The 14641-nt window shown below is 40.5% G+C and carries 11 protein-coding genes; 9 read left to right on the plus strand and 2 right to left on the minus strand.

Features of this window, described 5'->3' with window-relative positions; translation table 11 throughout:
* Positions 1-2 precede the first annotated feature (2 nt).
* The 9 genes from OQ267_RS03580 (at position 3) to OQ267_RS03620 (ending at position 10227) form a co-directional block, all read left to right on the plus strand.
* On the plus strand, positions 3-989 hold the full coding sequence (locus OQ267_RS03580; RefSeq protein WP_265834916.1) for a glycosyltransferase family 2 protein: 987 nt from the start codon (positions 3-5) through the stop codon (positions 987-989).
* Positions 986-2032: a glycosyltransferase family 4 protein gene (locus OQ267_RS03585; RefSeq protein WP_265834917.1), complete on the plus strand. Its 1047-nt coding sequence runs from the start codon at positions 986-988 to the stop codon at positions 2030-2032. The genes OQ267_RS03580 and OQ267_RS03585 overlap by 4 nt, the downstream gene beginning before the upstream one ends.
* Positions 2029-2778: a glycosyltransferase family 2 protein gene (locus tag OQ267_RS03590; protein WP_265834918.1), complete on the plus strand. Its 750-nt coding sequence runs from the start codon at positions 2029-2031 to the stop codon at positions 2776-2778. Before OQ267_RS03585 ends, OQ267_RS03590 begins: the two co-directional genes overlap by 4 nt.
* Complete coding sequence (locus tag OQ267_RS03595; protein ID WP_265834919.1) at positions 2775-3662, plus strand: NAD-dependent epimerase/dehydratase family protein; 888 nt, start codon at positions 2775-2777, stop codon at positions 3660-3662. The genes OQ267_RS03590 and OQ267_RS03595 overlap by 4 nt, the downstream gene beginning before the upstream one ends.
* Entirely contained in the window at positions 3659-4642 is a 984-nt protein-coding gene (locus OQ267_RS03600) for an MraY family glycosyltransferase (protein WP_265834920.1), read from the plus strand. The genes OQ267_RS03595 and OQ267_RS03600 overlap by 4 nt, the downstream gene beginning before the upstream one ends.
* 9 nt (positions 4643-4651) lie before the next feature.
* Positions 4652-6595: a polysaccharide biosynthesis protein gene (locus OQ267_RS03605; protein ID WP_265834921.1), complete on the plus strand. Its 1944-nt coding sequence runs from the start codon at positions 4652-4654 to the stop codon at positions 6593-6595.
* The gene (locus tag OQ267_RS03610; protein ID WP_265834922.1) at positions 6582-8213 is read left to right on the plus strand and encodes a gliding motility protein RemB; all 1632 of its coding nucleotides are present in this window, start codon (positions 6582-6584) and stop codon (positions 8211-8213) included. The genes OQ267_RS03605 and OQ267_RS03610 overlap by 14 nt, the downstream gene beginning before the upstream one ends.
* 50 nt (positions 8214-8263) lie before the next feature.
* Positions 8264-8887: a class I SAM-dependent methyltransferase gene (locus OQ267_RS03615; RefSeq protein WP_265834923.1), complete on the plus strand. Its 624-nt coding sequence runs from the start codon at positions 8264-8266 to the stop codon at positions 8885-8887.
* Positions 8888-9357: 470 nt separating this feature from the next.
* Entirely contained in the window at positions 9358-10227 is an 870-nt protein-coding gene (locus OQ267_RS03620; RefSeq protein ID WP_265834924.1) for a GH25 family lysozyme, read from the plus strand.
* 672 nt (positions 10228-10899) lie between these two features.
* On the opposite strand, the gene OQ267_RS03625 is transcribed toward OQ267_RS03620, so the two are convergent.
* Together OQ267_RS03625 and OQ267_RS03630 are read right to left on the minus strand one after the other, a co-directional pair.
* Positions 10900-12216, minus strand: coding sequence for an HlyD family secretion protein (locus OQ267_RS03625; protein WP_265834925.1), 1317 nt, complete (start codon positions 12214-12216; stop codon positions 10900-10902).
* 3 nt (positions 12217-12219) lie between these two features.
* Positions 12220-14511, minus strand: coding sequence for a peptidase domain-containing ABC transporter (locus OQ267_RS03630; RefSeq protein ID WP_265834926.1), 2292 nt, complete (start codon positions 14509-14511; stop codon positions 12220-12222).
* Positions 14512-14641: the final 130 nt, after the last annotated feature.

Consider the following 14641-nt stretch of genomic DNA (forward strand, 5'->3'; position numbering starts at 1 on the left):
ACATGAAAGAAGCACCGGTATTAACGATCCTGATGGCCACTTATAATGGTGCCGAATACCTGGAGAAACAACTGGATAGTATTTTAAATCAATCCTATGAAGCCTGGGAACTGATCATTCGTGATGACCGGTCTACCGATGCTACTCCTGAGATCATTCACAGCTATGTGCGAAAAGATGCACGCGTGACATGTATTCAGTATGGTTCGGTGCATGGTTCTGCCTGTCGCAATTTTTCCCAGCTTTTCGACTGGGCTTACGAAAACAATAAATCATATGTTTTATTTGCAGATCAGGATGACATCTGGCTGGTGAACAAGCTGGAGCGTTCACTTGCAGGTTTATTAAAAAATGAAGCGATTTATGGGTCAGATTATCCATTGCTTTGTTATGCCAACCTTACCTTTATTGATGAGCATGATCATCGGATCGATGCCCGCCTGCCATTACCCGCTCAGCTCAGTTTACCGGTATTAATGAATGAAAACTATGCCTGGGGCTGCACCATGATCTTAAACCGGGCGGCCGTCCGGAAAATAAAACACATTCCGGCCGAGTCGGTTAACCATGATTATTATGCCGCATTGGTGATTGGTGCTTTTGGTAAAAATATCTTAATTGATGAAGACCTCATCCTTTACCGGCAGCATCAAAAAAATGTTAGTGGTAATGTAAACAAAATGACTTTCATGAGCCGGTTTAACCGGTACTTCAGCGACACAACCTATATGCTGAAGCCTTTGGTCCATAATTACGAACTGCTACAGTCCTTTTTTGACCGTTACCAGAATGAACTGTCTGATCAACAGGTGAAGATGATCAGCAGTTTTCTTCACCAGTATCAGAAAAGCTTTACGGCATTGTTCAGGACCATGTGGAGATACCATATTTTTAAAATCGGTTTAGGCAAAAATGTCGTTTACCTGTATACTTTGTTCCTGTTGCGCAAAAAGGTGATGGCAAAAGTTAAGTCGGGGGGATTCAGATGAAGATACACTTTGATAATATTATTTACAGCCTGCAAAGGGCAGGCGGCATTTCCACTTACTGGACGGAGCTGATTTACAGGCTGCTGCGCGATCAGTATGAAGTAAGGTTTACAGAATTGCCTCATCAGAATATTTCCCGTGCAGGCTTATATATTCCTGAACAAAGCCGAACCCTGACGCAGGGCGGCCGACTTTTATTCAACCGTTTTAAGGTACTGTCTTTAAGGGCAGAAAAAGATCCCTTTATTTTTCATTCCAGCTATAACCGCATTACTTCCAATCCTCATGCGCAGCAGGTGCTGACCATTCACGATTTTGTACACGAAAAGTTTTACAGCGGCTTACGCCGGTACCTGCACCTTCATCAGAAAAATAAAGCTATCGGCCTTGCTGAAAAAATTATTGTCGTGTCTGAGCATACCAAACAGGATTTACTTCACTTTCATCCCTATTTAAAGGAGGAAAACATTGCGGTGATCTATAATGGTGTCTCCGAAAGCTTCTATCCGCTTAGTGATGGCTGTAATCAAAAGCTCAATCCCTATCTGCTGTTTATCGGATCAAGAGCCCATTATAAAAACTTTAACTTTGCCGTTGAACTTTTAGGCCGACTAACCGATTTTAACTTTTATATAGTAGGTTCGTCACTTTCGGAAAAAGAAATCCGTTTACTGAACCAAAAAATTCCTGGCAGGTGGAAGATGTTCACTAATATAGACAATGAGCAGTTAAACCGGGTGTACAATGCGGCTTATGCTTTAATTTATCCCTCTTCATATGAGGGCTTTGGAATTCCTTTACTCGAAGTAATGAAAACTGGAACTCCTTTTGTAGCCTTAAATCAATCTTCTATTCCGGAAGTAGCCGGAAATGCCGGGATTTTGGTAGATGAGCTCGATCTTGATGCTTTTGAACAAGCCATTCTACAGATTAACGGGAATGAGGCATTACTGAAAGAGAAAGGGCAAACACAGGCCGGTAAATTTTCATGGGAAAAATGTTTCCACGAAACCCTACAGGTATACCACGATTTAGGACAATGAAAATTTCAATCATCACTGTAGTCTACAACAACCATAAAACCATTCAAACAGCTATTGATTCCGTTTTAGGTCAACATTATGACGATATAGAATATATGATCATTGATGGCCAATCAACAGACGGCACCATGGATGTAATTCGTCGTTACGGTAAAGCCATCAGCCAGGTCATTTCTGAACCTGATCAGGGCATTTATGATGCCATGAATAAGGGGATAGCACGTTGTACAGGCGATGTCATCGGTATTCTGAATTCAGATGACGTATATGCAGACCCGAATGTGTTGATGGAAGTGATGCAGATGTTTGCACAAGATCCTGAACTGGATATGCTCTATGGAGATTTGGTGTACGTTAAAAATAACGACCTGAACCAGGTGGTTCGCCGGTGGACTTCGAAAAGCTACTACCCTACGTTTTTTGAAGATGGCCATGTACCGCCGCATCCCTCACTTTTTGTGAAGCGTGAAGTGTATCAACAGGTTGGTTTATTTAACCTGGATATGCGGCTGGCTGCAGATTATGAGTTGATGCTGCGGGTTTTTAAACTTAACCGGTATAAGAGCCGGTATATCAATCGTTTATTTGTTAAAATGCGTTTGGGTGGTGCAACCAATGCCAGTATTAAAAATATCGTTCGGGGCAACCAGGAAATTTTAAGGGCCTGGAAAATCAATAATTTTAAGGCTCCTTTTCTGCTGATGCCTAAAAGAATGGTTAAAAGATTAATTCAATTTGCCAGATGACCATTCTATTAACAGGTGCCAATGGTTTCCTGGGTAAGGCCATTGGCCATCATTTCGCTGCTGAAACCATGATCCGCCTGGGCAGAACAACAGGTGAGGTGATTGCGGATCTGCAACAGGAACTTCCGCTACTTCCTCTTGCAGACCTGGTTATCCATGCAGCAGGTAAGGCACACGCTGTTCCCGGAACAGCAGCAGAAAGTGCCGCTTTTGAACATATAAACGTGGGGGGTACACGCCGTTTGCTTCAGGCATTAAGTCAGGCAGCCCGTTTACCCAGGTATTTTATCTTCATCAGTTCCATCGCCGTTTATGGCCTGGAACATGGGGTGCTAATTGATGAGAATCATCCTTTAGGCGCTACAGATCCTTATGGAAAGAGTAAAATTGAAGCGGAGCAGCTGGTAGAAAAATGGTGCCGGGACAATGATGTGGTTTGTACCATTCTCCGCCTGCCGCTGCTGGCGGGCGAGAATCCTCCCGGTAATTTACAGGCCATGATCAAGGGCATCAGCAAAGGCTATTACTTTGACATCAAGGTACCTCCTGTAAAAAAGAGCATGGTGCTCATTGAGGATGTGGCTGTTTTTATAGAAAAGATTTACCAGATTGGCGGCACTTACCACTTAACAGATGGATATCATCCGGGTTTCAGTGAAATTTCCCATCTGATGGCCCGACAGCTGGGTAAAGGAAAGCCAAAGGCTATGCCATATGTTTTAATCAGGACCCTGGCCTATATAGGGAATTTTTTAGGCCCGCGTTTCCCGATCAATATCCGGAAGCTGGAAAAAATGACGAATACTTTAACTTTTACAGATCAAAAGGCAAGAACAATAACCAACTGGCAATCCAGAGCTGTTCTGGAACATTTTAAGATATGATTGACTTTACCCTGATTTTATTTACGGTTGTGTTGTTTGGCATGATGTTGCTCTACCTTCGGATTGCAGATAAATATGATATTATCGACAAACCAAATGCGCGGAGTTCTCATGCTGTTCATACCATCAGGGGCGGCGGAATTATTTTTCCCATGGCCTTGCTGCTTGAATTTGCCTTTTCTGGTTTTCAGTATGGCTGGTTCATATTGGGTTTGGTCCTGATCAGTGCGGTTAGCTTTCTGGATGACCTTAAACCACAAAAAGCCAGGTTACGTTTCAGCGTGCACCTCCTTGCAGTAGCCCTGCTGTTTTATGAGCTGCAGCTCTTTGTTTTGCCCTGGTATCTCGTGGTATTGGCCTTGTTTTTTGTCATCGGCAGCATCAATGCCGTAAATTTTATGGATGGCATCAACGGGATAACCGGTGGTTATGCGCTGGTTACTTTACTGACATTGTGTTACATCAATATTAAAATCGTATCCTTTACCGATCAACAGATGCTGCTGGCGGCCATTATTGCGCTACTGGTTTTCAATTGTTTCAACTTCCGGAGGGTAGCCAGGTGTTTTGCCGGAGATGTGGGCAGTGTAAGTATCGCTTTTATCATGCTTTTCTTTATGCTCCGGCTCATCATGGTTACTGAAAACTTCAATTATATTTTATTACTGCTGGTCTACGGTCTGGATGTGGTGAGCACCATAATTTTCAGGATGATCAGAAGGGAAAATATTGTGGAAGCCCATCGCACTCATTTTTATCAGTTTCTGGTGAATGAGAAAAAAAAGCCACATTTAATAGTGGCCACGGCTTATTGTATGGTACAATTGGCCGTTAATGCGGGGGTGATTTACTGGTCTGTAAACAAATTATCTTATCTTGCGCTGGTTTTGGTGATAACAGGTACGTTTATTGTAGTGTCCCGGTTGATCATTCAGGGCAAAAGGCAGTTGGTTGATCGCACCTACGCAGAAAATAGTTAAAAAAATCCGGTGTTTAGCAAAGTTAATATAGTACCCCGCTGGCTTATATTCATCATTGACCTGATGATTTGCCTCATCTCCCTTGGAGTTGCCTATTTTATTCGGTATAATTTTGATATCACCGATTTAGATGTCATCTTTTTTAGCCGCAGTGCTTTAGTGACCATCGGGATTAATATTGTCGTTTTTCTGGCCGTTAAATCATACAGTGGTATTATCCGGTATACCAGTGCTCAGGATACTTTACGTATTTTGTTTGCGGTGGTATTAAGTAGTGCCAGCTTATTTATTCTGAATGTGTCTATCCTGGCCTTCATGAACAAGATGCTGATTTCCAATATTATCGTGGTGGTATATGGTTTAGTCAGTTTTGTAGCATTGATCACCTACCGGGTGCTGATCAAATATTTCTTTACCTATGTGAAAAACCTGAATCTGGATAAGATGCGGGTAGTGATATACGGTGCTGGTGAAGCGGGTGTGGCGACTAAAAGAACCTTTGATCATGATAACCGCATCAATAAAAATATTGTCGCTTTTGTGGATGATGATTTGCGAAAAGTAGGGAAAACTATTGACGGGGTTAGGATCCTGGATGCAAAGGATCTAAAATTATTAATATCAAACCGGGAAATTGACGAACTTATTTTTGCTTCCTTCAGTATTCCTATTGAGGTGAAAAATGAAATTGTTGATGCCTGCCTGGCCTATGATGTGGTGGTGCTGAATATTCCGCCTTCCAATGTATGGATCGATGGCAAGCTGCAGTCGTCTCAGATTCAAAACCTGAATATCGAAGATCTGCTGAACCGGAAAACCATAGAAATTGATGTGGAGGGGATCCGCAGCCAGATCCGAAACAAGCGGATTTTAATTACCGGGGCAGCCGGCTCCATCGGCAGTGAAATTGTTCGTCAGCTGCTCAAATTTGAGCCCAGCCTCATCATCCTGAACGATCAGTCGGAAACCGCTTTGCATGAGCTTTACCTGGAACTGGAAGAATCCAGCCAGAATGCCAATTACCATGCTGCAGTAGGTGATGTACGCGACGTGAAAAGAATGGAGTACCTGTTCGAAACCTATAAGCCACATTTTGTGTACCATGCGGCAGCCTACAAACACGTGCCATTAATGGAAGATAACCCTTGTGAAGCCATTAAAACCAATGTGATGGGGACCAAAATCCTCGCAGACCTTTCTGTAAAATATGGTGTACGCAAGTTTGTGATGATTTCGACTGATAAGGCCGTAAATCCCACCAATATTATGGGGGCTTCCAAAAGAATTGCCGAAATATATGTACAGTCTTTAAATAATACCTTAATCAATCATAACCATATTTTCAGCAACGGACTAAGTTACATCAACGGGTTGAATGTAAAACCGATTACTAAATTCATCACCACCAGGTTTGGCAATGTGCTCGGTTCAAACGGCTCCGTGATCCCGAGGTTTAAACAGCAGATTGAAAAGGGCGGACCAGTTACGGTTACGCATCCGGAAATTACCCGGTATTTCATGACCATTCCTGAAGCCTGCCGGCTGGTGCTCGAAGCCGGAAACATGGGTGTGGGTGGTGAAATTTATATCTTTGATATGGGTAAATCGGTTAAAATTGTGGAACTGGCCAAGAAAATGATCCGCTTAGCCGGATTAATTCCTAATCAGGATATTAAAATTCAGTACAGTGGCCTGCGTCCGGGGGAAAAACTCTTTGAGGAGCTCTTGAATGATAATGAAAATACCATGCCAACCCATCACCATAAAATTATGATCGGGCGGGTAAGGGAATATATCTTTAATGATGTAGAACAGCACATCTATAAACTCATTGACTGTGCCCGGTTAAACGATAGCCGTCAGGTGGTCGTGCTGATGAAGCAATTGGTACAGGAATATAAAAGCAATAATTCAATTTACGAAGAACTAGATCATGCGAATGAAAAAAACTAATACGCCATTTTTAATCTTATTGGTTACCCTTATCCTTTCCTTTGCCTTACATGAAGGATCTTTTGCACAAACCCCCAATCAGCAAATTCCATATTCCTACCAGTTCTATCAAAAGTTAAATTCTGCTGTTTACGATATCAATTCCAGCTTTCACAGTTCCATCAGAGGCTTTTATGCGGATGACAGCCTGTTAAATGGCCAATACCAGGCGCTAATGAAACTGGGTGTAGACAGTCTGAATAAAAGAAGCTGGTTAAGAAGAAAACTCACTGATGAACATCTGGTCAATTTCAATGGAGATGATTACCATGTTTACATCGATTTCCTACCTGATTTTCAGATCGGAAGAGAATTTAAGGAAAGTAAAACAACCTGGTTAAATACCAGGGGTTTCCAGATTGGCGGCGATATCGGGAAGCAATTCTCGTTTTATGCCAGTGCCTATGAAAACCAGGGTGTTTTTGCCAATTATGTGACGGATTTTATCAATACCAACAAAGTGGTGCCAAGTGAAATGACAGGCAAACTGGACGGAAAAACGAAAGATTGGTCTTATGCAACAGCCTTACTTTCTTTTACCGCCAATAAATATTTAAATATTGCGCTGGGTTACGACAAAAATTTTATTGGTGATGGTTACCGTTCCATGTTGCTTTCTGACGTGGCGGCAAACTATTCCTTCTTAAGGTTAAGGACTTCATTGGGTAATGTGCAATACCAAACCATCTTTGCTTATATGCTTGATCCGGGTGCGGAGCGCTTTACTGAAGACAGAAGATTGGGCGATCGTGGCAAATGGATGGCAGCGCACTACCTCGACTGGAATATCACCAAACGTTTCTCTGCCGGCTTTTTTCAGGCAGTTACCTGGGCTGATGCAGAGAAGGAAGGAAAAAGAGGCTTTGACTTTAATTATGTACACCCCTTTATCTTCCTGCGTTCTGTGGAGAGTGCCAATACCACTTCACCGGATAAAATGCGTTTAGGCATTAACCTGAAATATGAAATTCTAGACAAAACCACGCTTTATGGTCAGTTCATGTTTGATGAATTTACGGCCAAAGAAATCTTTGCCAATACGGGCTACTGGGCCAACAAACATGCCATTCAGCTGGGCTTCCGCGGATCCGATCTGTTTAAGGTGCCCCGCTTAAACTACCTGGCTGAATTTAATACGGCCAAACCTTATACCTATGCCCACTTTGACCGCGTTTCCAATTATGCCGCCATGAACCAGCCATTGGCCCATCCCTTTGGTGCAAATTTCAGGGAATTTTTAGGCTTGCTGAACTATAGCTATAAGCGGTTCGATTTTCAGGGACAAATGATTTATGCCAATTATGGTGAAGATCCGGAAGGCTTAAACTATGGTAAAAATATCTTTTTAAGTTATGAGACACGGGTGCAGGATTATGGCGTACACACCGGACAAGGCATTAAAACCAACCTGTTTTTTACGGAAGCAAAGGTTTCTTACCTGATTAATCCCAAATACAACCTGCGTGCAGAAGTTGGCGGCATCCTCAGAAGAGAATCTTCATCCCTGACGGCGCAAAATACAGGTTTAATTACCTTTGGGATCAGAAGTACCTTCAGAAACTTATACCGCGATTTTTAATCTGTTGCCTACACCCTTTTGCTTATTACACCTATCTAAATTAATGGATCATGCTGCTCATTGAAAAGACCTTTAATTATTTCAAGCAAAGATTTCTGCGGAAATTTTTTTACCGGTATGGTTTTGGAAGTCCGGTCAGCAAGAATATCTGGGAAGCGCAGTTTAAAGATGGAAAGTGGGATTATCTTTATGCAGACCAGGAAGCCCTGCATTACAAAAGCATAGCCAAATTCTACAGGCAATACGGGAAGGGAAGTATGCTGGATGTGGGCTGCGGACAAGGCGTTTTATACCATTATCTTCAGCAGGATATTCATCCGCCTGAAGCCTACCTGGGTGTAGATATTTCAGATACTGCCATTATGCAGGCTAAAACCAGCTTTCCGGGTGCCAGATTTGAGCAAATGGACTTCGATAATAGTCGCCTGGATGAACAATTTGATATCATTGTTTTCAATGAATGCCTTTACTATTTCAAAAAACCCTTTGATAAACTGGCTTCTGCTATCGCCAAAAACCTGAAGCCTGGTGGTGCTGTTATGGTTTCCATTTTCTACTATGCCGAGCATGCGGTATTATGGAAAAAATTAAATGAACAATATCAGTTCCTGGCAGTAGATGAGGTGACCAATGATAAAGGCCAAATGTGGAAAATAGGCATTTTTAAACCTTAATTCATCCATTTTTTGTGAGGGCAAGAAGGCAATTTTGGACGCAGGATGATCTGTCTATCTCCGCATATTGCGTTACGCTCTCCCTCAGGCCTTCCCTTTGCTTCGCCATAACGGGCTTTACTTGGTTTTCATAGCAGCGCACTTTTTTCAGCGGTTTCAGCACCTTGTATGGACACTGGTCGGCGTAAGCATATCCCTTTATACAATAGGATAAATTAAAACAGGCGGTGCCTGACCAGCGTTAAGCGAGACTTGACTTATGCCCAGGGCATGAGCAGCGGCATATTTGTGGCTATCTTGATCAAGAGAAATGAGGCTGAGAGCATACCAAAAACCGGCGTTCCTGATTACACACCCACGGCCGTACAAAGCCCTTCTCTTCATACAAGCAGCGGAGGGAGTGCATTTTACGGATAGCTGTTGCAATACCCGTTAAAACTTAATATATTCATTCATCTAAATCTTATCTCATGCAAACACTTTCAATCGGCTCAGCAGGCAGCGAGGTTTTTATGCTGCAAAGAGCACTCTCTTTTCTTAATTATTCATTGGCCATTGACGGCAACTTTGGCCCGGGTACCCAGGCAGCAGTCAGGCAATTTCAAACGGATCATCAATTAGGTGCCGACGGCATTGCCGGGCCCGCTACCTGGGCTGTGCTGGATAATCTGGTACCGCAGGGCATGGATATCAGTCATTTTAACGGCCTTATCAACTTCGCCCAGTTATCACCGCATATTCAGTTTGTGTATTGCAAAGCCAGTCAGGGCGCAGGTTTTAAAGACCCTACGCTATCTTCTAACATGGCAAGCATCAGGCAGCAGGGGCTGATATTTGGTGCTTACCATTTTTTAACCTTTCAGGATTCTGCCGCTGTTCAGATGCAGAACTTTTTATCGTGCGGCATTGATTTCAGGGCACCGGGCACCTTGCCACCAGTATTGGATATTGAATGGCAGGTCAGCTCAAATGATGCGCAGAGCCAGGCCATGAACCAGTACATCCTGAATAATAAAAATGCCTGCGTTCAGCTGATTCAGGATTGCCTTACGCAACTTTCCGCTGCAACAGGTCGCATCCCGATGATCTATACCGCAAAATCGTTCTGGACGGAATATTTTAACGGAGTCACTTTCCCTGATTATCCTTTATGGGTGCCTTCTTACCAATTTAACCCACCGGGGTTATTTGGTTCATGGCAGGCATACACATTCTGGCAATATTCGGGAGCCGGAGCAGTAACAGGCGTGGCTGGTCAGGTAGACCAGGATCTTTTCAATGGCAACAAGGCCGCTTTAAATGCACTGGCATTGATCAGCAGCAGTGAAGCGCAGGTATAAATAGCTTGGGGCTTGCCCTGCAAGTGTTTAACGTATACTGCTATAGTCAACATTCTAAAGTATATAAATATGAAAGCCCTATCAGTACCTGATAGGGCTTTCGTAATAAATGATGGGGCGAGATTAAAGAATTCCTGTCTGCTATCCCTTTTAGTCGCCACAATCTTTCACTTTCCTATCCGTTTGGGTTTGCGCACGAAGATGGCTTTCAATTGATCGCATATTTTCTCGTTATGATTTGGCACCGCTGTTTATACCGGTCGAGAATGGAAGTGCCATGATGGACAAATCCAGCAATCAAATCAGTGGGCAGTTTGGCTTGAAGTGCAGGATGTTACTTTCATTGAAACATACACTTTTTTCTACTACGGGCAGCCTATATGCTTAAAAAATATTAAATGAATTGAGCTTTATACCAAAAAATGAAAACTATCAAAAGGTAAGTCTCATATAATCTAAATTAACGCGCTCAATGAGATTACGTTAGGGATATTGATTTGTATTGCCTTATCCAAAATATTGATTACGTAAGCTAGGTTCCTTTTAATGATACATTAAAGCGGTAGATTATAATAACTTGGCTACTCTCCTTCCCGACATTATAGCTTTAGTGATGGTGGCATTATTTAGAATCAACAAAGAAAGGTGTTTGTCTGATTTAGAACATAATAGTTATTTTTTCATGACGTACTTTAAGTTATCAAATAAACGCTCAATTAGACGTCTATCATTTGTTATAATTTCTGCTGAGCCTTTTGCCTCTGCTTTGAAAGCAAGATTAGTACCATAGTTAGTCTTAAGTTGCTCAGGAAAAGTAACAAGAATCATATAAGTTTCGACTTCGGATTTTTCAGTTTTGGTTGTATTTGATGTTAATGAAACTGATTCAATACGACCAGTTATAGATCCATATTCTAAAAATGGGTAATTATCTAATTTAACGATTACTTCTTGGCCCAGTTTAATTTTGCCACTTCCTTGCGCTGGCAACATTACTTGTCCAAATGCTTTCTGTTCTTTTGGAACAATAGTAAAAATCTGTTCTCCACTCTGAACAAACTGATTCTCATGGTAAAATTTAAGAAATTGAACTTTTCCATCGAAAGGTGCTTTGAAAATATACTTTATTTCCCAATTCTTTATATTATCTAACAGATCATTGTAACCAGAAATTAATGAAATCTGAAGTTCCTTTTCTTTTTCAGGTTTTTGTATGCCTATTTCCTGAATTTTGCTTTCGGTTTGCTGGGCTGCTTGTATTGCATTGGTCAAATTGTTTAGGGCATTTTGCAATGCGTCCTTACTTGTCAGGTAGCTCATTTGTGTTTTATCAAGCTCTGACTCGCTAATAACCTTTTTCACAAAAAGTGTAGAATCCCGGCTAAAAAACTTATGCGCATATAATAAGCTGTTTTTTGCCATTTCAACTCTATTATAAGCAGTTGCTATAGCCTTTTTCTGTTCTCGGAGAAGTCCTTTATAGTTATCAGATTGTTTATTCAAGAGTCTATCTTGTTTATAGTTTATAAATTCCTGAAGACTATTTTCAAAAGCATAGTATTTGGAGTTTAGTTCCCCTAAAGAAAACTTATGTGGCAATTTTCTCTGTATTGTTATAATGCTATCAGTATTTGGATTGAAAAGTTTAAGTATGCTATCCAGATAAATTACATTTTCTGGATTGGCAGAGTTTTCAATATAGGCCAATAGTTGCCCTTCCTTTATCTTATCTAAAGATTTAATGCCATTCAATCTCAATTTACCATTACTATTTGCTATTAACTTCAAAGGTGAATTGTTTGTACTTATGGAAATTTGTCCGTTTATGATATCAGGATAACGGACTATCCATCCGAATAGAAACATTAATGAAAAAAGAAAGAATACAATTGCTGAAACCCAAATTCCAAAACTAGTTGGCATTCTTTCGATAATATGCTGTATCTCTTCAGTTCTTTCATCTGCGAAGCGTTTCTTATCTTCAATCATAACTTAATTTTGTCCATTTTTATCTAACTCAACTAAAACCGTGCTGGTTAAATCCATTTGAGACTGAACCAATCTATTATAATGCCCTTTTCTTTCCATTAAGGAGGCATGATTTCCAATTTCAATTACACGGCCGTCCTGCATAACAATTATTTGGTCCGCCTTACGAATTGTACTTAGCCGATGTGCAACAACGATTACGGTCTTATCTCTAAATACATCATCTAAAGCCGCTACAATTTTCTGCTCATTTATGGTGTCCAAACTATTGGTTGCCTCATCGAAAAACAAATAATCGGGATTTTTATACAGTGCCCTGGCAATAAGTACTCTTTGCTTTTGCCCTCCGCTTAATCCTCTTCCTTGCTCCCCCATCATTGTCTGGTAGCCAAGAGGAAGCTGTTCAATTTCTTGAGCAATATTGGCTGTTTCCAGAGCTCTTTTCAATTTGCTATAATCAATTTTTTCATCATCCAGAACGATATTGTTTAAAATGGTATCATTGAATATTTTGCCATCCTGCATTACTGCTCCACATTTATCTCTCCACTGCCTTAAGCTGATATTATTGATATTCATATTTCCTATCATGATCTCCCCATAACTTGGCTTGTACAAACGAAGCAATAATTTCAAAAAAGTTGATTTGCCACTACCGCTATCGCCTACTATAGCAGTCACTCTGCCTTCCGGAATAACTAATCTTAAGCCTTGCAATACCATTTTACTATTTGGAGAATACTGAAACATCACATTGTTAATAATTAGACTTTTGTTTTCTGGCAGATCAACATTATTGCTGCCGATACTTTCATGTTCATCATCCAATTGATGTATCTCGTTAAGTCTTAAGAAACTGATCTTGGCAAATTGAAATGATATAATAAATTGAATGAACTGTACAACCGGGGCATTGAGCATTCCAATTATAAATTGGGTAGAAATCATCACTCCGAAGGTTATTTCTCCGGAGATTACAGCTTTAGCACAATAAAATGTAATAAATAAATTTTTGAGACTGTCTATGAACTGTGCGCCTAAATTCTGGGTATTCGTAATTCCTAATACCCTTAAGTTAACTTTATATAAACGAGCTTGAATATCTTCCCACTTCCACCTTTTTTGTTTTTCATAATTATTTATTTTTATATCCTGAATGCTTGCTATCGTCTCAACCCAGTAACTTTGGTTTTTACTTACCAGATCAAAATATTCCCAGTCAAGTTTTTTTCTGACGTTTAAAAATGCTAGTACCCATGCTATATAAATGATGCTTCCTGACAGAAAGATATAGAAAATAACAGGATTATATATAAACATAATTATCCCAAAAACTATAAAAGTGAGTGCCGAAAAAACCATATTAAGTGAATTGTTCATCACAAAACTTCTGATACGCTCATGATCCTGGGCTCTCTGCAGAATATCACCTGTCATCTTGTTTTCAAAAAAGGTGATGGGCAAACGCATTAGCTTAATAAGGTAGTCTGAGATTAAAGCAATGTTAACTCTTGAGGTAACATGTAACAAAATCCAGTCACGAACAAGATTACTTAAGAGAACACTGACGATTATGGCAACGTTAGCAATTAAGACTATATTTATAAAATCGATATCGTGTGTTTGTATTCCTACATCAATAACAGCCTTACTTATAAATGGTAGTAATCCCTGTAAAACAGTGACGAGCAGCATCACAATGAATAGGTTAATGAAACTTTTTCTATAGGGAGTAAAGTATCCAATAAAATTTTCAAAGGTTTTTCGCCTTTCGAGCTTTTCATCACCCTGCCTCTGATAAAAGTCTGCCTGTGGCTCCAAGGCCATTAGCTTTCCATTGTTACTATCTGATCTGATCCATCTGTCTGCGAAATCCTTTACGCCATATTTAACATGTCCTTTCGCCGGATCAGAAACGTATATTGTTCCATCAGTATTCTTCAGTGATGATGGAATTACCGCCGAATCATGATTTTTTTTCCTTTTTTTACTCGCCTTAACTTTATGTACAACTATAAAATGGCTTTTATTCCAATGAACTAGGGCTGGGAGCGGAACCTTAAATAAGAGATCATCAATTGAACATTTTATGGAAAGGCTACGAAGACCTATCTCTTCCGCAGCATTGCTAAGATCTAAAAAAGAGACGCCCTCCTTTGTAGCGCCACATTTATCTCTTAGATATTGTAATGAATAGAATTTACCATAATACTTAGCAATCATTTTTAAGCAAGCAGGACCACAGTCCATTTTATCTAACTGCCTATCACTTGGGAAAGAGCGTAATTTTATCAATTTAATGTTGTTAAGGAGATACCTAATAATTTTATAGACTATTTCATTTCAGAAAGTCTTTTTAGAATTTTAAGGTTAGCAAAACAGAGCCTACGATAATTATTCCTTATGGGATGTCGTAAGCTCTATT

Origin of the sequence: Pedobacter sp. MR22-3, assembly GCF_026240075.1 — a bacterium.
Lineage (GTDB): Bacteria > Bacteroidota > Bacteroidia > Sphingobacteriales > Sphingobacteriaceae > Pedobacter.